The sequence below is a fragment of the Actinomadura violacea genome, from assembly GCF_017573465.1.
Taxonomy (GTDB): Bacteria; Actinomycetota; Actinomycetes; order Streptosporangiales; family Streptosporangiaceae; genus Spirillospora; species Spirillospora violacea.
In genome coordinates, this window is the sequence record NZ_JAGEPF010000004.1 from 314,026 (window position 1) to 332,717 (window position 18,692).

General features: G+C 75.7%; 16 protein-coding genes. 9 read left to right on the plus strand and 7 right to left on the minus strand.

Annotated features, from left to right (window positions below; all coding sequences use genetic code 11):
• Positions 1 to 2 precede the first annotated feature (2 nt).
• From J4709_RS07215 to J4709_RS07235, 5 genes are all read left to right on the plus strand, one after another.
• Complete coding sequence (locus tag J4709_RS07215; RefSeq protein ID WP_208238297.1) at positions 3 to 2,720, plus strand: GAP1-N2 domain-containing protein; 2,718 nt, start codon at positions 3 to 5, stop codon at positions 2,718 to 2,720.
• 4 nt (positions 2,721 to 2,724) lie between these two features.
• Positions 2,725 to 4,449, plus strand: coding sequence for a TRAFAC clade GTPase domain-containing protein (locus J4709_RS07220; RefSeq protein ID WP_208238298.1), 1,725 nt, complete (start codon positions 2,725 to 2,727; stop codon positions 4,447 to 4,449).
• Between the two features lie 113 nt (positions 4,450 to 4,562).
• The gene (locus tag J4709_RS07225) at positions 4,563 to 5,171 is read left to right on the plus strand and encodes a malonic semialdehyde reductase (protein WP_208238300.1); all 609 of its coding nucleotides are present in this window, start codon (positions 4,563 to 4,565) and stop codon (positions 5,169 to 5,171) included.
• A gap of 79 nt (positions 5,172 to 5,250) precedes the next feature.
• Complete coding sequence (locus J4709_RS07230; RefSeq protein ID WP_208238302.1) at positions 5,251 to 6,489, plus strand: multidrug effflux MFS transporter; 1,239 nt, start codon at positions 5,251 to 5,253, stop codon at positions 6,487 to 6,489.
• 19 nt (positions 6,490 to 6,508) lie between these two features.
• Entirely contained in the window at positions 6,509 to 7,414 is a 906-nt protein-coding gene (locus J4709_RS07235) for an LLM class flavin-dependent oxidoreductase (protein WP_208238304.1), read from the plus strand.
• A 70-nt stretch (positions 7,415 to 7,484) separates the two neighbouring features.
• Here the strand turns inward: J4709_RS07235 and J4709_RS07240 are convergent, their stop codons facing one another.
• Positions 7,485 to 8,114, minus strand: a complete 630-nt coding sequence (locus J4709_RS07240; RefSeq protein WP_208238306.1) for a TetR/AcrR family transcriptional regulator — start codon at positions 8,112 to 8,114, stop codon at positions 7,485 to 7,487.
• Positions 8,115 to 8,214: 100 nt separating this feature from the next.
• On the opposite strand from J4709_RS07240, the gene J4709_RS07245 reads away from it, so the two are divergent.
• Entirely contained in the window at positions 8,215 to 9,192 is a 978-nt protein-coding gene (locus J4709_RS07245) for a phosphotriesterase family protein (RefSeq protein WP_208238308.1), read from the plus strand.
• Here J4709_RS07245 and J4709_RS07250 read toward each other — a convergent pair.
• Complete coding sequence (locus tag J4709_RS07250) at positions 9,182 to 10,921, minus strand: FtsX-like permease family protein (RefSeq protein ID WP_208238310.1); 1,740 nt, start codon at positions 10,919 to 10,921, stop codon at positions 9,182 to 9,184. The genes J4709_RS07245 and J4709_RS07250 overlap by 11 nt on opposite strands.
• Before the next feature lie 103 nt (positions 10,922 to 11,024).
• On the opposite strand from J4709_RS07250, the gene J4709_RS07255 reads away from it, so the two are divergent.
• The 3 genes from J4709_RS07255 (at position 11,025) to J4709_RS07265 (ending at position 15,144) form a co-directional block, all read left to right on the plus strand.
• Positions 11,025 to 12,113 (plus strand): S1C family serine protease, encoded by a 1,089-nt coding sequence (locus J4709_RS07255; protein WP_307801057.1) that lies wholly within the window; start codon positions 11,025 to 11,027, stop codon positions 12,111 to 12,113.
• 68 nt (positions 12,114 to 12,181) lie between these two features.
• Entirely contained in the window at positions 12,182 to 14,458 is a 2,277-nt protein-coding gene (locus J4709_RS07260) for an FdhF/YdeP family oxidoreductase (protein WP_208238313.1), read from the plus strand.
• 17 nt (positions 14,459 to 14,475) lie between these two features.
• Positions 14,476 to 15,144: a DUF1707 domain-containing protein gene (locus tag J4709_RS07265; RefSeq protein ID WP_232383090.1), complete on the plus strand. Its 669-nt coding sequence runs from the start codon at positions 14,476 to 14,478 to the stop codon at positions 15,142 to 15,144.
• Positions 15,145 to 15,157: 13 nt separating this feature from the next.
• Here the strand turns inward: J4709_RS07265 and J4709_RS07270 are convergent, their stop codons facing one another.
• The 5 genes from J4709_RS07270 to J4709_RS07290 all read right to left on the minus strand — a co-directional run bounded on the left by J4709_RS07270 (position 15,158) and on the right by J4709_RS07290 (position 18,662).
• Positions 15,158 to 15,727 carry a nucleoside-triphosphatase gene (locus J4709_RS07270; protein ID WP_208238315.1) on the minus strand — a complete coding sequence of 190 codons (570 nt, stop codon included), beginning with the start codon at positions 15,725 to 15,727 and terminating at the stop codon, positions 15,158 to 15,160.
• Between the two features lie 32 nt (positions 15,728 to 15,759).
• Positions 15,760 to 16,530 carry a caspase family protein gene (locus tag J4709_RS07275; protein ID WP_208238317.1) on the minus strand — a complete coding sequence of 257 codons (771 nt, stop codon included), beginning with the start codon at positions 16,528 to 16,530 and terminating at the stop codon, positions 15,760 to 15,762.
• A complete protein-coding gene (locus J4709_RS07280) occupies positions 16,530 to 17,450 on the minus strand; it encodes a carbohydrate kinase family protein (RefSeq protein WP_208238320.1) in 921 nt (306 codons plus the stop codon). The genes J4709_RS07275 and J4709_RS07280 overlap by 1 nt, the downstream gene beginning before the upstream one ends.
• A 61-nt stretch (positions 17,451 to 17,511) precedes the next feature.
• Positions 17,512 to 18,054 (minus strand): nucleoside-diphosphate kinase, encoded by a 543-nt coding sequence (locus tag J4709_RS07285; protein WP_208238322.1) that lies wholly within the window; start codon positions 18,052 to 18,054, stop codon positions 17,512 to 17,514.
• 2 nt (positions 18,055 to 18,056) lie between these two features.
• Entirely contained in the window at positions 18,057 to 18,662 is a 606-nt protein-coding gene (locus J4709_RS07290; protein ID WP_208238324.1) for a GTP cyclohydrolase II, read from the minus strand.
• Positions 18,663 to 18,692 lie beyond the last annotated feature (30 nt).

Below are 18,692 nucleotides of genomic sequence, written 5' to 3' on the forward strand. Positions count from 1 at the left end.
CGGTGGCTTGGCAGCTGCACTACACCTCCGCGCGGCGCGGGCCGACCGGCCGGGCCGGGTTCCAGTTCGTCGCCGAGACGCCCGGCCTGCCCGACGGGCTGCGCGCGGCCGTCACGCCGTACATGTCGTACCGGCCGCCCCCGGACGCGCCGCTGTCCCCCGACGACGCCGAGCTGAGCGCGTTCCCCGTCTCGCTCCTCTACGACCTGGTGGACGGGCGGCCGCTGCTGCTGCGCTGCCGCTACCTGGGCCGCGACTACTCGGGCCGGTACGGCAACTTCTTCGCGCACGCGGTGGTCGCCGACCCCGACGAGCTGGAGGGGCTGCGCCCCGCCGAGCTGTGGCACGCGCCGATGTGGACGCCGCTGCCGGGCGGCGGCGACCTCGACGAGCTGGACGACCTCGCGCCGGGCGCCGCGCTCGACCCCGAGTCGCTCGCGGCGTGGCTCGCGGCGTCCGGGCCGGCCGACCCGTACGGGACGCTGGCGCGGCTGGTCGACGCGGTCGCCGACGTCCTCGGCCGGGGGCACGGCCGGATCGTGCTGGTCGCCGCCGACGTCGAGCTGATCGCCCGCTGGATCGCCGTGGTGTCGTACTCGCTGCCGGTCGCGGCGACGGCGCGGCTGTCATTCGTCACCTACACCGCCGACCCCGACGGCGCCGCGCAGCGCCTCGTCGGCACGACACCGGACGTGTGGGCGGCGGTGCGGCACCACGCGTCGCATGCGCTGGCCGTCGACCTGCACGGCGGCCTCACCGGCGCGGGCGAGGCGTCGCGCTTCGCGCGGGCCGTCGCGGCGTGCTGGCGCGACGCCGACTTCCCCGGCCTCGACGCGCTCGGCGAGCTCGCGCCGCCGGCCGGCGCGGCGCCGCCCGAGCCCACGGCGCTGGAGGGCGCCGCGACGCTGCTGGCGCTGTGCCGCCGCGAGGGCCCCGTGACGCCGGACGAGGAGAGCGCGGCGGCGGCGCTGCTGGCGAGGCCCGGCGCGCACGTCCCGGACTGGGTGTGGCGCGACCTGGCGCCGGGCGTCGCGTCGATGGGGCTGGAGCTGGCGCTCGCCGTCCACGGGCAGGCCCTCGCCGCGGGCGCGACCGGCGTCGCGCGCGACTGCGCGGCGCGGATCGCGGTGCTCGCGCTGTCGGACCCGGCCGCGCGGGAGCGGATGCCGGAGCTGCCGGAACGCGCCGACGAGCTGGAGCCTCGCGTGTCGCAGGCGCTCGCGGACGCGCCCGACCTGGCGGAGGTCGCGGCCGTCGCGGCGGTCGCCGCCCGCGCCGGAACCCGCCTCGACCTGGACGAACTCGCCTCTGCGGCGGCGGGACGGGCGCGCCTCGGCGCCGCCGACCTGCCCGCCGCGCACCGCGCCTGCCCGCCCGCCGCACGCGACGCGCTGCTCGACGGCGCCGTCACCGGCCTGGCCGCGGCGGCGCGCCGCGAGCGGGCCGCGGCGCTCACCCCGGCGACCTGCGACCTGCTCTACGAGCACGCCGCCGACCGCCTCCGCGCCGTCCCCGCGGTCGCGATACCGGTGCTCGCCTCGATCGGCCGCCGCGACCGTCCGCGCCGCATCACGATCACCGCGGAACTCCTCCGCCTGACCGGCCCCACCACCCCGCAGGACGCGGCCCCAACCGGCGGCCCGACCACCGAAAGCGCCCGCCCAGACACGGAACCGCACTCCCGCACGGAAGCGCACTTCCGCACGGAATCGCACACCGGCGCGGCACCGCATTCCCACCCGGAAGCACGCCCCGGCGCGGCACCGCACTCCCGCATGGAATCGCGCCCCGGCGCGGCACCGCGCTCCGGCGCGGCACCGCGCTCCGGCGCGGCACCGCGCTCCGGCGCGGCACCGCGCTCCGGCGCGGCACCGCGCCCCGGCGCGGCACCGCGCCCCGGCGCGGCACCGCGCTCCGGCGCGGCACCGCGCCCCGGCGTGGGACCGCGCTCCCGCGGGGAAGCGGGCTCCGGCGCGGAGGCCGGGAGGTCCGGGCGGGCGGGTCGCTCGGCGGACGTCGACGCGGCGCTCGCGGAGGTGTGGGCCGCGCCGCCTTCGGCGACCGAGTGCGTCGACCTGCTCGACGCGTTCGGCAAGGAGCTGGCGGACCGCCCGGTGCTGGCCGTCCTGCCGTCGCGGACGTTCGAGCGCCTCGGCTGCGACGCCCTCGCCGGCGCGGAGAGCCTGCGGCTCGCGGCGCGCGTGCAGGCCGTGCTGCCGGACGGGCGCGCAGCCGCGGACGCCGCCGCCGTCCGCGCCTACGCCGACGCGATCACCGCCTCCCGCCCGGACGAGGCGGCGCGGGCGATGGACGCGCTGGCGGGCGCGCGCGGCGCGTCGGCGCGGCTCACCGGCGAGTCGTTCGAGGCGGCCGCGCGGCATCTGTGCCGCCGCCCGCCGGCGTTCCGCGCCGCGCTGCTCGCCGCCGTGCCCGCGCCCGTCCGGGCCCGGATCGCCGCCCGCTGGACCGCCGAGCTGCCCGCGCGCGCCCGCGCCGGCCGCGCCCAGCTGCGCGGCGCCGACGTCGAGCGCCGCGACGACCTGATCGAGATCGTGCTGCGGCTGCGGACGCGCGGGATCGCCGAACCGGGCCTGGAGGCGTGGGCGCGCGCCGCCGCGGGCCGCTGGCTCGCCGCCCGGCAGCTCGACGCGCGCCTGGCCGGCCGGCCGGAGCTGCGCGCCGCGCTGAAGGACCTCCTCGCCGGGGACGGGGAGGGGTGAGCCCGTGCAGATCGTGATCGTGCTGCTGCTGGCCGCGGTGTGGGCCGCCGCGATGTGGCTCGGGTTCTGGTACGTGTTCCCGGTGCTGTTCCCCGCGACGCTGATCGTCGCGGGCGCCGCCGCGCTCGGCGTGTACTACCTCAACGCGTGCCGCACGCTCGCCCCGTCCGCGCTCGACGGCCCGTCCCCCGTCGCCGCACCGGACGTCGCCTACCGCAACTACCTGCTCGTCCAGGTGTGGCGCGACTGGTGGACGATCAGCCGGACCGTCGTCCCGCAGGTGTACCGGATCGCGTCCGGCATCGTCGTCCGGCTCACCCGGACGCTGCTCGGCGGGCTCTGGGGGTTCTTCGCGTTCCCGATCTGGGTGGCGCTGTGCGCCGGGATCGTCGCGGCGGCCGTCCCGGCGGCGGCGTTCGTGCTGGCGCTGACCGTGCTGTACGGGGTCGTCGCGGCGGTCGGGCTGGCGGCGTGGCTGGCGTGCGTGCTGGTCCTCGCGGCGGTCGAGAGGGTCTTCATGGCGTACGGGCGGATCCTGCAGACCTGCCCGCACCCGTTCTGCTACGAGCGGATCGGCCTGCCCGAGTACGAGTGCCCCGGCTGCGGCGCCCGCCACGCGCGCCTGTCGCCCGGCGCCGCCGGGGCGTTCCGGCATGTGTGCCGGTGCGGCGCGCGGTTGCCCACGACCGTCCCGCTGGGCCGGTTCCGGCTCGCGGCGTACTGCCCGCACTGCGGCGGGCGCCTCCCCGAGCGCATTGGGCGCGTCCGCGTCGAGCCGCTGCCGTTCGTCGGCGGGCCCGCGGCGGGGAAGACCACGTTCATGTTCCTCGGCATCCGGGCGCTGCACGCGCGCGCCCGGTCCCAGCACGGGCGGCTGGCGTTCGTGGAGCAGCGGCACGCGCAGGCGTACGCGGGCGCGATCCGCGAGTTCCGGCGCGGCGGGCGGCCCGCCAAGACCGGCCCGGAACTGCCGCTCGCCACCATGGTCGACGTCGACCTGCCCGGCCGCGCCCGCCGCATCCTGTACCTGTTCGACCCGGCGGGCGAGCACTACACCGGCGCGACCGAGGTCGAGTCGCTGCGCTACCTCGACCACGGCGAGGCGCTGCTGTTCGTCGTCGACCCGTTCGCGCTCCCCCAGGTCCGGCGCGCCCTCGCGCAGGACGAGCGGGACCTCGTCGACCACGCCGCCGCGTCCTCGGAGGAGGACCCCGCCGACACCCTGCAGCGGGTCCTGAACGACCTGCGCTCCCGTCCCGACCAGGGGCGGCAGAAGCGCGTCGCCGTCATCGTCACCAAGACCGACCTGCTCGTCCGCACCGAGATCGGCCGCTGCCTCGGCCACGACGGCGACGTGCGGGCCTGGCTGGACGGGGTCGGGCTCGGCAACACCGTCCGCACCCTGGAGCAGGTCGCCGGGCAGGTCCGCTACTTCGCCTCCGGCCTCGCGACCGAGCCCGCCGACGTCGCCGACCTGCTCGGCTGGGCGTCGGGCCTCGCCCCCGCCGCCCCGTCCGGCGGCGACCACCCCGTCACCGCCGGCGACGCGCAGGAAGTCCCCGGCACCGCGCCGCTGCGCGCCCCCTGGCCGGTCCGCGGCCGCGGCTCCGGCCGGGTCCCCGCCGGCTACCAGGCCGGACGCTGGGCCGTGCTGTGCGGGCTGTCGGTGCTGACCGTCGCGGCCGTCACCGGCGCGGTCGTCGCCGCCGCCGAGCGATTCCCGTTCTGACCCGCATGTGACGGATCGCACCTCCTGACGCGGCAGATAACGGACCGTCATCCGGTTACACCCTCTCGGAGCCGCCCGGACCCGCGGCTTCCCTTCGACCGAGAGGTGGGAACATGACGACGATCGCGCCCGAAGGGCTGCTCGCCATCGACGACGCGACCCAGGACCTGCTGTTCCGCGAGGCCCGCACCGCCAACGCGTTCAGCGCCGAACCCGTGACCGACGAGCAGCTGCGCGCGATCTACGACCTCGTCAAGTGGGCGCCGACCGCGATGAACGCCCAGCCGCTCCGGCTCGTCGCCGTCCGCACCGCCGAGGCGCGCGAGCGGCTCCTGCCGCTGATGGCCGAGGGCAACCGGGCCAAGACCGCCTCCGCGCCGCTGACCCTCATCGTCGCCGCCGACGAGGACTTCCACGAGCACCTCCCGGTCACCTTCCCGCACAAGGAGGGCGCCCGCGAGGCCCTGCACGACAGCCCGGGCCGCCCCGCCATGGCCCGCTTCAACGCCTCGATCCAGCTCGGCTACCTCATCCTCGGCATCCGCGCCGCCGGCCTGGCCGCCGGGCCCATGGCGGGCTTCGACGCCGCCGCCGTCGAGCGGGAGTTCCTCGCGGGCAACCAGCGCGCGATCGCCGTCGTCAACGCCGGCAGGCCCGGCCCGGACGCCTGGTTCCCGCGCAACCCCCGCCTCGGGTTCGAGCAGGCCGTGACGATGGTGTAGGTGTGTTCTCGCAGGTGGGCGACCCCCTGCCCGACCCGCAGCCGCTGCCCCGCCGGCCGGCCCGAACGACGGAGGACCGATGACCGAGGCGGCGACGCCGACCGACGCCGAACCCGGAGCCGTCCGCCGGCCCGACCGCCGGCTCGCGCTGATCGTGGTGCTGGGCGCGCTGACCGCGATGGCGCCGCTGTCGATCGACATGTACCTGCCGGCGCTGCCCCGCGTCGCCGCGGACCTGTCGACCGGGGCGATGCAGGCGCAGCTCACGCTGACCGCCTGCGTGATCGGCCTGGCCGTCGGCCAGGCCGTCGCGGGGCCGCTGAGCGACGCGCTCGGCCGGCGCCGGCCGCTGCTCGCCGGGCTCGCCGCGTACGCCGTCGCGTCGCTGCTGTGCGTCGCGGCGCCGAACGTGGAGACGCTGATCGCGCTGCGGGTCGTGCAGGGCGCGGCCGGCGCGGCGGGGATCGTGATCGCGCGCGCCGTCGTCCGGGACCTGTACGACGGGATCGCGGCGGCGAAGTTCTTCTCGACGCTGATGCTGGTCAACGGGCTGGCGCCGATCCTCGCGCCGGTCATCGGCGGGCAGCTGCTGCGGGTCATGCCGTGGCCCGGCGTGTTCGGCGTGCTCTCCGGCATCGGCGTCGCGCTGCTCCTGGCGACGCTCGCCGGGCTCGGCGAGACGCTGCCGCCCGGGCGGCGGGAGACCGGCGGGCTGCGCGCGACGCTGCGGACGTTCCGGGCGCTGGCGGGCGACCGGACGTTCACCGGCCCCGGGCTGGCGCTCGCGCTGGCGTTCGCCGCGATGTTCACCTACATCTCCGGCTCGCCGTTCGTGCTGCAGGACATCTACCACCTGTCGCCGCAGGCGTTCAGCGTCGCGTTCGGCGTGAACTCGCTCGGCATCGTCGCGGCGGGGCAGCTCAGCGGGTGGCTCGCCGGGCGCGTCGCGCTGGGCCGGCTGCTGGCCGCGGGGCTGGCGACCGTCGCCGCGGGCGGGCTGCTCCTGCTCGCCGCGGTGCTGGCCGGCGGCGGGCTGCCCGCGGTGCTGCCCGCGCTGTTCCTCGTCGCGTCCGGGCAGGGGCTGATCATGCCGAACGCGACGGCGCTCGCGCTGGCCGACCGGCCGCCGCGGGTCACCGGGAGCGCGTCGGCGCTGCTCGGGCTGTCGCAGTTCGCGCTCGGCGGCGCCGCCGGGCCGCTCGCCGGGATCGCCGGGCCGCGCACCGCGCTGCCGATGGCGGTGACGATCGCGGTGCTGTCGCTGCTCGCCGCCGCCGTCGCCGCGGCCGCACCGTCGAGGGTTGCGTCAGCGAACTGACCGTGCGTACGGTCGGGACGTGATCGTTCGCATCGGCATGGCACCCGCGTCCGGCGCACTCGGACCCGACTCCCTCACCGCCCTCGCCCTCGGCCTCGAACGCGAGGGCTTCGACTCGCTCTGGGTCTCCGAGCGGGCGTCCGGGCCGACGCTCGACCCCGTCGTCGTGCTGACGCACGCGGCGGCGCTGACCTCCAGGATCAAGCTCGGCACCGCGGTGATGACGGTGCCGGGCCGCTCCCCCGCCCTGCTCGCCAAGGAGCTGGCGTCGCTGGACGTGCTGGCGCGCGGCCGGCTGCTGCCCGCGTTCGGGCTCGGCCAGCGGCTGCCCGCCGAGCAGCAGGCGTTCGGCGTCCGCCGCGAGGAGCGCGCCGAGATCTTCGAGGAGGCGCTGCCGCTGCTGCGCCGCTTCTGGGCCGGCGACGCCGTCGTCCACGACGGCCCGCGCTTCCGCTACGACGGGCTGCGGATCGAACCGCGGCCCGTCAAGGGCGGCTTCGACGTGTGGATGGGCGGGACGTCGAACGCGGAACTGCGCCGCACCGGGCGGCTCTCGGACGGCTGGCTCGCCGCGTTCACCACGCCCGCGGAGGCCGAGCGCGGCCGGACCGCGGTGCAGGACGCCGCCGCTGCCGCCGGACGCGAGATCGAGGAGGAGCACTTCGGCGCCGTCGTCCCGTACCGGCGCGGCCCCCTGCCGGAGGAGGCCGCCGCGCGGTTCGCCCGCGTCCGCCGAATCAGCGGGCCCGCCGATCCCGCCGATGTCGTCCCCGACCTCGACGGCCTGGAGGCGCACCTCGAGCGGCTGGTCGACGCGGGCCTGTCGAAGTTCGTGCTGGCGCCGTTGTCGGCCCCCGCCGACTGGGACGCCGAGCTCGCCGACGTCCGCGACGCCGCCCTACACCTCCAGACCCGAGCCCGTTGACTTGCGGCGTGTCGGCCTTATGAAGGGCGGTTTGAGGACGACACGCCGCAACTCAACGGTGACCACCCGGTCAGTCGAGGGCGGCGAGGATGAAGTCGGCGACCTCGGCGGCGAGGTCGGCGGCGGGCTTCGGGCCGTCCGCCCGGTACCAGCGCGGGAGCTGGTTGACCATGCCGAGTGCGACGATCGCGACGGTGTCGGCGGGCGTCGGGGTGGTGAACGAGCCGTCCCGCCTGCCCTGCTCGACCAGGGCGCGGAAGGTGTTGTGGTAGCGGCGGCGGTCGGCGCGCACGGCGTGCATGCGGGCGTCGTCGAGGCGGTGCCACTCGCGGCTGAACACCTTCGCCTCGTCGACGTGCTCGGCGGTGCTGAGGATCAGCCCGGTCAGCACCTTGCGGACGGCCTCGCGCGGCGGGAGCCCCTCGGCGAGGACGGCGTCGAGGTCGGCGAGCTGCCGGGCGATCAGCGAGTGGTAGATCTCGTAGAGCAGCGCGTCCTTGGAGTCGAAGTAGTGGTAGAGGGCGCCCTTGGTGACGTCGGCGGCCTCGACGATGCCCTGGACGGAGGCCCCGTCGAAGCCGCGTTCGGCGAAAAGCCGCAGCGCCGCGGCGAGGATGCGCCGCTCCACGGGGCTGCGCCGCACCGGCGCGGCGTCCCCGCCGGGCTCCGCCGCGGCGGCCGTAGGCTGGGTCTCGGTCATCGGCGCTCCTCCCATTGACGCGCCCGCGTCCACGGACATAGCTTGCCAGAAACCGACCGGTCGGTATGCATCCGTCCGGCCTGGATCGAGGGAGACCCTGATGCCCGCAGTCGAGACCGTCCGCGGACCCGTCGACGTCGCCGCCCTGGGCCGCACGTACATGCACGAGCACGTCTTCTGCCTCAGCACCGAGAACGTCGAGAACTACGGCGCGGGCGACTGGTGGGACGAGGAGGAGAAGGTCGCCGACGCGGTGGCCAAGCTCCGCGAGCTGCCCGCCCGGGGCATCACCACGATCGCGGACCCGACGGTGTGGGGGCTCGGCCGCTACATCCCGCGCATCCAGCGGATCGCCGAGCAGGTCCCCGAGCTGAACATCATCGCGGCGACCGGCCTCTACACCTACAACGACCTGCCGTTCCAGTTCCACTACCGGGGTCCGGGCACGCTGATGGAGGGCCCGGACCCGATGACCGCCGACTTCGTCCGCGACCTGACGCAGGGCATCGCCGACACGGGCGTGAAGGCGGCGTTCCTCAAGTGCGCGATGGACGCGCCGGGCCTCACGCCCGGCGTGGAGCGGGTGCTGCGGGCCGTGGCGGGCGCGCACCGCGAGACGGGTGCCCCGGTGACGGTGCACACCGAGAGCTCCAGCCACGCGGGGCGGACGGTCGTGGAGATCCTCGGCAAGGAGGGCGTCGACCTCGGCAAGGTCGTCATCGGGCACGCCGGCGACAGCAACGACCTCGACTACCTGATGGAGCTGGCCGACACCGGCGCGATCCTCGGCATGGACCGGTTCGGGCTGGACGCCATCAACTCCACGGCCGACCGGGTCGGCACGGTCGCGGCGCTGTGCGAGCGCGGCTACGCCGACCGGATGGTGCTCAGCCACGACGCGAGCTGCTTCATCGACTGGTTCGGGCCGGACCCGGCGACCGTGCCGGCGTTCGCGCCGAACTGGAACTACCGGCACATCAGCGACGACGTGCTGCCCGCGCTGCGCGAGGCGGGCGTGCCGGACGCGCAGATCGACCAGATGCTCGTCGCGAACCCGCGCCGGTACTTCACCCGCTGAGGACGCGCGCGACGGGCCGGGTGGCGGCGCGGCGGGCGGGCACGGCCGTCAGCACGGCGATGGCGAGCAGCGCGGCCGGGACGACGGCGGCGAGCCAGGCCGCCGGCACGCCGGCCCCGGCGTGGCCGCCGCCGAGGGCGAGCGCCGCGCGGTGCACCAGCAGCCCCAGCGGGACGCCGGCGACGGCCGCGACGGCGCCGGGCAGCAGCTGCGCGGCGGCGAGCCCGGCGGTGACCTGGCCGGGCGTGGCGCCGAGCACGCGGATGAGCGCGGCGGGCCGGGCCGTGTCGAGCGAGGTCGTCCAGGCGGTGAGGACGGCGTTGACGGCGGCGAGCAGGAGCAGCGCGAGCGACAGGACCAGGACGATCTCGCCGATCCGCTCGGTCACCGGGTTCCCGGCGCCCGGCACGAAGTCGGGCCCGGCGGCGCCCGCGTCCTTGCGCGCCACGTCCCGGTGCAGCGCGAGGGCGGCGACGACCATCGCGACGGTGACGGCGGTGCTGAGGGCGGCGAGGACGGTCCGGCGCGGGCGGCGGGCGGCGACCCGGACGCCGAGCAGCAGCGGGACGGGCAGCCGCGCCGACAGCGCGACCGGCCGGGACCGGCGTCCCGGTCCGCGCACCGGCTCGGTCAGCGCGCGAGCCGTGCTGATCCGCGCGCCGCGCAGCGCGGGGACGGCCGTGGCGGCGGCGGTGACGGCGAGCGCGGCGAGCAGCACGGCCGCGACGGTGCCGGGGGTGGGGGCGGGGGCCGTCCCGGTGCCGAGCAGTCCGGCGTTCGGGCCGGTCAGCGCCGGGGAGACGGCCCAGCCGGCGAGCAGGCCGAGGACGCCCGCGGCGAGCGCGAGCGCCAGGTGCTCGGCCATCAGCACGGCCGTGACCAGGGCGGGGGTCGCGCCGGCGGCCTTGAGCAGGCCGACGCGGCGGCCCTGCTCGGCGAGCCGGGCGCCGACCAGCAGCGCGACGCAGAGTCCGGCGAGGATCGCCAGCGCCCACGTGCCGCCGAGCAGCGCGCCGTTGGCGAGGTGCAGCTCGCTGGTTGCGTAGGCGCCGATGTCCTGGGCGGAGCGGACGCCCGGGTGCGCGGCGGCGAACGCGGGCGCCGCCGCGGGGTCGGTCAGGCGCAGTGGCACCGTCCAGCGGGTGGCCGCTGCCGCGGGCGCCAGCCGGGCCGTGTCGGCGCGGGTCAGCCAGACCAGCCCGGGCGTCGCGGACGGGTAGGGGGCGCGCGCGGCCGTCACCGCGATGCCGGCGACCCGGAAGTCCCGTCCGGCCAGGACGATCCGGTCGCCGGGGCGGACGTGCAGCGCGCCGGCGAACGCGCGTTCGACCACGGCCGTCCCCGGGGAGAGCCAGCGCCCGGCGGTGACGTAGGGCCGGTCGAGGTCGGACGGTGCGGTGTCCCGCCCCTGGACGACCGCGTTGACCTGCGTGTTCTTTGCCCGCAGCGAGGTGGAGAGGGTCGGCTGGGGGCGGCCGGCCTTCGCCACGCCGTCCGCGTGGGCCAGGGCCCGCAGTGACGCGGCGTCGGTCATGGTCGCGACCGCGTCGGGCGCGGCCGTGGCCGCCCTGGTCCGCTGCCAGGGCGCGCCGGCGGCGTCGCGGACGAGCAGCCCGAGGGTGAGCGTGGTGGCGGCCGCCGCGACCGCGATCACGAGCAGCAGCGCCTGCGCGGGCCGCCGCCTCAGGTCGCGCAGGGCGAGCCGGGCGACGATCAGGGTCCGTCCCATGGTGCTTATAGATAACGGTTATCCATGGGAAGGTCAAGAACCCGACCGCAGGACTAATCCCCCCGGATCGGGAATCATGGGAGGAAACTGCTAGGAGGCGCCGGTGAACGAGGTCTTCGAGCATCGCGGTCTCCGTGCCGCGATCCCCATGCTGCTGGTCGCGCTGCTGGTCCTCGTCGCGCCCGGCTGCCAGGCGCTGAACGGCGGCGGCGCGGGACCCGAGGACGTCCCGCCGCCGGTCCGGACGGCGGTCGCCAAGCACGAGAAGCCGAGCGGACGGCGCCCCGGCGTCGTCAACATCGACACCGAGCAGGGCCTGAACAGCACCCGCGCCGCCGGGACCGGCATCGTCATGGACCCCGCGGGACTGGTGCTGACCAACAACCACGTCATCCAGGGCGCCACCACCATCAAGGGCACCGACACCGACAACCGGCGCTCCTACACCGCGCAGATCGTCGGCTACGACCGGCAGAGCGACGTCGCGGTGATCCGGCTGTTCGGCGCGTCCGGGCTGAAGGCCGCCGTGTTCGGCGACCCGTCCTCGACGGGCGTCGGCGACCCGGTCACCGCCGTCGGCAACGCCGGCGGCAAGGGCGGCACCCCGACGGTCGTCACCGGCAAGGTCACCTCCCTGGACCAGACGGTCACCGCCCGCGACGACAGCGACGGCACCTCCGAGCGGCTCACCGGCATGATCGAGACGAGCGCGCCGATCCGGCCGGGCGACTCCGGCGGGCCGCTGCTGAACACCCGCGGCCGCGTCATCGGCATCAACACCGCGGCGTCGGCCTCGTTCACCGTCGGCAAGTCCAAGCCGAAGGGCACCCACCGCGGCTACGCCATCCCGTCGGACCGGGCGCTGGCGATCGCCCGCCAGATCGCGCGCGGCCAGGCGTCGGCGACCGTGCACATCGGCCGCACCGCGATGCTCGGGGTGAAGGTCCGCTCCTCCGACACGCAGGGCGCGCAGGTCGTCGAGGTCGTGCCCGGCACCCCGGCCGACGAGGCCGGCGTTCCGGTCGGCGCCACGATCATCTCGCTGGGCGGCGCCGCGGTCGACTCGCCGACCGCGCTGACCGGGCTGATGCTCGCGCACCATCCCGGCGAGACCGTCCGGCTGGAGTGGTTCACCGGGCAGGGCGCGCGCATGGCCGCCTCGCTCCGCCTGGCCGACGGCCCGCCGCAGTAGCCGGGGGCGCGCGACGGCCTCCGGCGTGCGACAGTGGAGGTCGACCCCCGACCACGAGGATGTGCACAATGACCCGCCAGGCGCCCGCCGATGACTTCGACGACACCGGGATGCGGGTGTCGAAACCGAAGGCGTGGGCGGCGGGCGTCCCGGGCGTCGCGGCGGCGCTGCGCCAGTCCTACGACCAGATGGGCGCCCGCCGGACGGCGCTGACGCTGCTGCGCGTCAACCAGAAGCAGGGGTTCGACTGCCCCGGCTGCGCGTGGCCGGAGGGCGACCACCGGCACGTCGCGGAGTTCTGCGAGAACGGCGCCAAGGCCGTCGCGGAGGAGGCGACCACCCGGCGCGTCACCCGCGAGTTCTTCGCCGCGCACACCGTCGCCGAGCTGGGAGAGCGCTCCGACCACTGGCTCGGGCAGCAGGGCCGTCTCACCGAGCCGATGCTGAAGCGCGCCGGATCCGATCACTACGAGCCGGTCCCGTGGGACGAGGCGCTCGGGCTGCTGGCGTCCGAGCTGACCGCGCTGGACTCCCCCGACGAGGCCGTCTTCTACACCTCGGGGCGCACCAGCAACGAGGCGGCGTTCGCCTACCAGCTGTTCGCCCGCGCGTTCGGCACCAACAACCTGCCCGACTGCAGCAACATGTGCCACGAGTCGTCGGGGTCGGCGCTCGGCGAGACGATCGGCATCGGCAAGGGCTCGGTGCTGCTGGAGGACCTCTACCAAGCCGACCTGATCTTCGTCGTCGGGCAGAACCCCGGCACCAACCACCCGCGGATGCTGTCCGCGCTGGAACGGGCCAAGAAGGACGGCGCCCGGATCGTCGCGGTGAACCCGCTGCCCGAGGCGGGGCTGATGCGGTTCAAGAACCCGCAGCGGGCGTCCGGCGTCACCGGGCGCGGCACCGCGCTCGCCGACCGGTTCCTGCAGATCCGGCTGAACGGCGACCTCGCCCTCTTCCAGGCGCTCAACCGGCTGCTCCTGGAATCGGACGCGCCCGACGCCCTCGACCGCGAGTTCCTCGACGCCCACACCCACGGCTTCGCGGAGTTCGAGGCGCACGTCCGCGGCCTGGACTGGGACGACGTGCTGGAGGCCACCGGGCTGACCCGTGGCGAGATCGCCGCGACGCTCGGCGACGTGCTCGCCGCGAAGCGGATCGTGGTGTGCTGGGCGATGGGCCTCACCCAGCACCGCAACTCGGTGCCGACGATCCGCGAGGTCGTCAACTTCCTGCTGCTGCGCGGCAACATCGGCCGGCCCGGCGCGGGCGTCTGCCCGGTGCGCGGGCACTCCAACGTCCAGGGCGACCGGACGATGGGCATCTACGAGAAGCCCAAGCCGGAGTTCCTCGACGCGCTCGCCGCGGAGTTCTCCTTCGAGCCGCCGCGCGAGCACGGCCTCGACACCGTCGACGCGATCCGCGCCATGCGCGACGGCAAGGCCAAGGTGTTCTTCGGCATGGGCGGCAACTTCGTCCGCGCCACGCCCGACTCCGACGTCACCGAGAAGGCGCTGCGCTCCTGCCGGCTGACCGCGCAGGTGTCGACGAAGCTGAACCGCTCGCACGCGGTGACCGGCGAGCTGGCGCTGATCCTGCCGACGCTCGGCCGCACCGAGCGCGACGAGCAGGCGTCCGGGCCGCAGCTGGTCTCCGTCGAGGACTCGATGGGCATGGTGCACGCCTCCCGCGGCCGGCTCGCGCCCGCCTCCGAGCACCTGCTGTCGGAGGTCGCGATCGTCTGCCGCCTCGCCCGGGCGGCGCTCCCCGGCTCCGGCATCGCCTGGGACGCGATGGAGCGCGACTACGACGTCATCCGCGACCACGTGTCCCGGGTCGTCCCCGGCTTCGCCGACTACAACGCCCGCGTCCGCGAGCCCGGCGGCTTCACGCTGCCGCACGCGCCGCGCGACGAGCGCCGCTTCCCGACCGCGACCGGCAAGGCGAACCTGACGGTGAACGGGCTGGAGGTGCTGCGGGTCCCGGAGGGCCGGCTGCTGCTGCAGACCGTCCGGAGCCACGACCAGTACAACACCACCATCTACGGCCTGGACGACCGCTACCGCGGCATCAAAGCGGGCCGCCGCGTCGTGTTCGTCAACCCCGCCGACCTCGCCGTCCTCGGCATCGCCGACGGCGCCACGGTGGACCTTGTCTCCGAGTGGTCCGACGGCGTCGAGCGGCGCGCCCCCGCGTTCCGCGTCGTGGCCTACCCGACGGCGCGCGGCTGCGCCGCCGCCTACTTCCCGGAGACGAACGTCCTGGTACCGCTCGACAGCACGGCGGACGTCAGCAACACCCCGACCTCCAAGTCCGTCATCGTGCGGCTGATCCCGGCCTGACCGTCTAGGCTCGGGGCATGACGAATCTGCCGGAACACTCCGGTACTCCCGGCCCGGCGGAGATGCGGGCGGGCGACGCCGACCGGGAGCGCGTCGCGCAGGTGCTGCGCGACGCGGCCGGCGAGGGCCGGCTCACGCTCACCGAGCTCGACGAGCGGCTCGACGCGGTGTACGCGGCGAAGACCTACGCCGAGCTGGAGCCGATCACCCGCGACCTGCCGGCGGCGGGAGCGCCCGCCGCCGCGCCCGCGCCGCAGTCCGGCGCCGACTGGCGGCCCGTCGAGGGCGCGCCGTCCTGGTCGTCCGGCATCGGGATCATGAGCGGCTTCACCCGGACCGGCGTGTGGAACGTCCCGCGCTCGTTCTTCTCGTTCGCGTTCTGGGGCGGCGGCAAGATCGACCTGCGCGACGCCCGGTTCGCCGAGAAGGAGGTCGTGATCTGGGCGTTCGCGCTGATGGGCGGCGTCGAGATCGTCGCGCCGGAGGACATCTCGGTGCACGTCAAGGGCCTCGGCATCATGGGCGGCTTCGACCACGGCGCGAGCGCCGCGGGGGTGCCCGGCTCCCCCACGGTCGTCGTCAAGGGCTTCGCGTTCTGGGGCGGCGTCGACGTCAAGCGCCGCGCCCGGCGGAACGAGAAGAAGCTGCGCAAGGAGCTGAAGAAGCGCGCGGACGGCGGCGGCTGACCCCGCCGCCCGGTCATCGGCGCCGGACGAGTTCGCCGAGGTAGAGCGACATCATCCGGGTGAGGCTGTCCCTGTTCGCCTCGGTCAGCAGGAACGTCTCGACCCCGGCGCGCTTCTTGAGGGCGTCGGTCCACGGGGTGCTGCGCAGCACGATCGTGCCGAACACCAGGGCGTCGCTCTCGTCGGAGAGAAGGCCGAGCACCGCGTCCTTGAACGCCTCGGAGTAGAGCTGCATCGGGCCGATCTCGTCCAGGACGAGGATCGCTCCGCCGGGGTGCTCGGCGGCCTTGCGCATGAGCGGCACGCAGACGTTCTCCAGAAAGTCCAGCTCGATGCCGTAGCGGCCGACGCCGGCGCTGTTCGGGCGGCCGACCCGCAGCGGGCTCGCCGAGTCCACCGAGGCGAGGACGCCTTCGCCGCCGTCCAGCGAGGTCAGCCCGAACCCGCGGCGCGCACCGTCCCGCCGGACCTCGCCCGCAAAGAAGCCCGCGAAGTGCTCGCGGCCGACCGCGTCGACCACGCGCCGCACGGCGGTGGTCTTCCCGGCGCCCTTGTCGCCGGTGAGGAGCAGGAATCGTCCCATGTCGCGTCCTAGTGTCGAGCGGCTCCGCGCCGCTATCTGAAGATCGGGAGGTGCGCTCCCTTGACCGTGCCGTGCATCACCGGGTTCTGCCGCGACCGGCTGTAGGCGGACACGCCCTCGTGGACCCGGTCGTAGAGGGTCGACAGGCCGATGCGCTCGCCCCCGTCGCGCGAGGTCAGCTCCTTGCGCAGGAAGTAGGTGAAGATCCCGTGCCGCAGGGACGGGTCCTCCCAGGCGACCTCGTCGTCGGCGGCGGCGCCGAGGAAGACGGTGCCCTCGCCGAGCCGCAGGTCGGCGAGCCGGACCGCGGCCCGGTTCTCCCGCCGGCGGGCCGCGAGCACGGGGCCGGCGATGCCGCGCCCGCCGGAGAAGCCGCTGAAGCAGGCGTCGGTGACGAACACGACCAGCGCCGCCGGGAGCCGCGCGGCCAGCCGCGCCAGGTCCAGCTCGACGTCGATCGACGTCGCCAGCAGCGAGTCGTACCCGCTGTCGTGGCAGACCAGGTACCGCGAGGCGACCGGCGCGGCGGGCGCGCCCAGCTCCGGGGAGCCGTGCCCGGCGAAGTAGACCAGGACCACGTCGCCGGCGGACGACGCCCGGGGAAGCTCCACCCCGATCGCGTGCATGATGGCCGCGCGGGTGGCCCGGTGGTCGAACAGCTCGGTGACCTCGACGGAGTCGGAGAACGAGGAGCCCCGCAGCATCGCCGCGACCGACTCGGCGTCGCTGCGCGCGAACCGCAGGTCGTCGATGGCCGGGTCGAGGTAGGCGTCGATGCCGATGACGACGGCGTGCAGGCGCATCAGGCCGGCCCCGCCTTCCCGGGCGCCCCCGCCTTCCCGGCCCCCGTTCCGGCGAGGTCGGTGAGCATCTCGCAGGTCAGGCCGTCGCCGTAGCCGCGCAGGCCGAGCGGGCCGGGCACGGGCCGGTCGAGGTCGCGCGCCACGCCGCCGCGCGTGCGCAGCGCCTGCCGGTAGACCGGCCCGGCGCGGTAGCGCAGCACGGTCGCGCCGACGTGCTCCAGCAGCAGCCCGGCCGTCTCGTCGAGGTGCCGGGCGGTGAGCGTCTCACCGCGGTCGCCGAGGCCGAGCAGCCGCCGCGCGGACGACAGCTCGGACACCAGCCCGTGGACCGGCCCCACCGCCGCGGTGATCGACGGGACGTCCGGGAAGTGGCGGTGGAACTCGTGCGGGACGATGTCGAGCAGCAGCTTCACGCCCGCCGCGGCGGCGCCGGCCGCGATCTCGCGCACGCTCCCGTACGTCGGCGCGGCCTTCCGGCTCAGGCTGAGGCCGGACAGCCAGACCGCGTCCACCTCGGGCACGGCGTCGAGCGCCGCGTTCACCGCCGCGCCGCACAGCCCCTCGTTGGCGGTGCCGCGGGACGCGAGCATGGCGCGCGAGCCCGACGAGCCGTAGGCGATGACCGCGCGGCCGGTCGGGCGGCGGTCGTCGACCGCCAGATGATGCCGGTACCCCGCGTCCGCGAGCGCCGCGGTGAGCATCCGCCCGGCGGCGTCCGCCCCGACCGCGCCGACGATCACCGGGGTGTGGCCGTACCGGACGGCCGCCGCGGCGAAGTGGTAGGACGTGCCGCCCGGCAGGTCGGCCAGCGGCGTCCAGAGCGAGAAGTCGCCGCCGTCCCGCGCGAGGGCGGAGTCGAGCGCCACCTCCTCCTCGACGACCGTGTCGAGGCAGAGGTCGCCGAGGACGAGCACCTTCACGCCGGCCGCCCGGCGCCGCGCCCGTACCCGCATCCGCGCTGCGGCGCGGCCGCGCCGGGGCTCACCGCGAGGCCGTGTCCGCGCACCAGATCCCGATCTCCCTCCGCGCCTCGGCCGCGTCGCCGGAGGCGTGCACGATGTTCCACAGCGCCCGCTTCTCCCGGAAGCTCGCCGTCACGACGTCGGCGCAGTGGCCGCCGCGCAGCGACCCCGCCTCGGCCCGCAGCGGCAGCGTCGCGCCGACGATCCGCCGCGTCCTGCCGACCGCCGACGGGCCCGCCACCTGCAGCACCACGATCGGCCCCTCGCACAGGTAGTCGACCAGCCGCATCCGGATCAGCCGGCCGACGTCGGACGCGCTCTGGCAGCCGGTGAGCGCGCGCCAGTCGACCCCGTCGTCGCGCAGCGCCGCGATCGCCCGGCTCCCGGCGTTCTCCAGCCACTCCGGGTCGTCGGTGTAGTGGGCCAGCACCTGCTCCCGCGTCGCCCGCGCCAGCCGCAGCCCGACGAGGCGCAGGCCGGCCCGCTCGAGCCGGCCGATCACCGTCCCGACGAGCCCGCGCGCGACGCCGTCGGGCTTGACGATGACCAGGGTCGTCTCCACCGCTAGACGCCCTCGCGGTTGAGCGCGCCGATCGTGTAGCCGCGGGCCAGCTTGTCCTCGTAGTAGGGGCGGAGCGCCGGATGCTCCTCGAGGTCGACCGCGACCGAGTGCGTCCCGCTCACGGTGACGTCCCGGTCCCGCAGGCCCTTGGCCTTGTCGGGGCTGTCGGACAGCAGCAGGACGGACCCGACCCCCAGGTCGTGGAGCACGGCCGCGGCGCCGTGGTAGGTCCGCCGGTCGGCGGCGTAGCCGAGCCGGACGTAGGCCTCCGTCTGCGGGATCGACTCGCGCTCGGCGAGGTCGGCGGCCAGCATCAGCGCCATGTGGCCGTTCCCCCGGCCGTCCTGGTCGAGCCAGACGATGACGCCCCGGCCGTGCTCCTTGATGAAGATCTGCGCCGAGATGAGCTGCTCCCGGCAGTCGCATTCGACGCTGTTGAAGACATGCGCGGAGATGCAGTCGGAATGGACCCGGCAGGGGACGTCCGCGGCGCCCTCGACGTCGCCGTGGACGAGAACGATCGCCTGGTCGTGCCCGTCGTAGTAGAGGATCTCGCGCCACACTCCGAACGTGGTCCGCAGGGACCTTTCGGCGAGCCGCCTGACCATTGTCTCTCACCTCGGTTCCGGGGGCCGGCC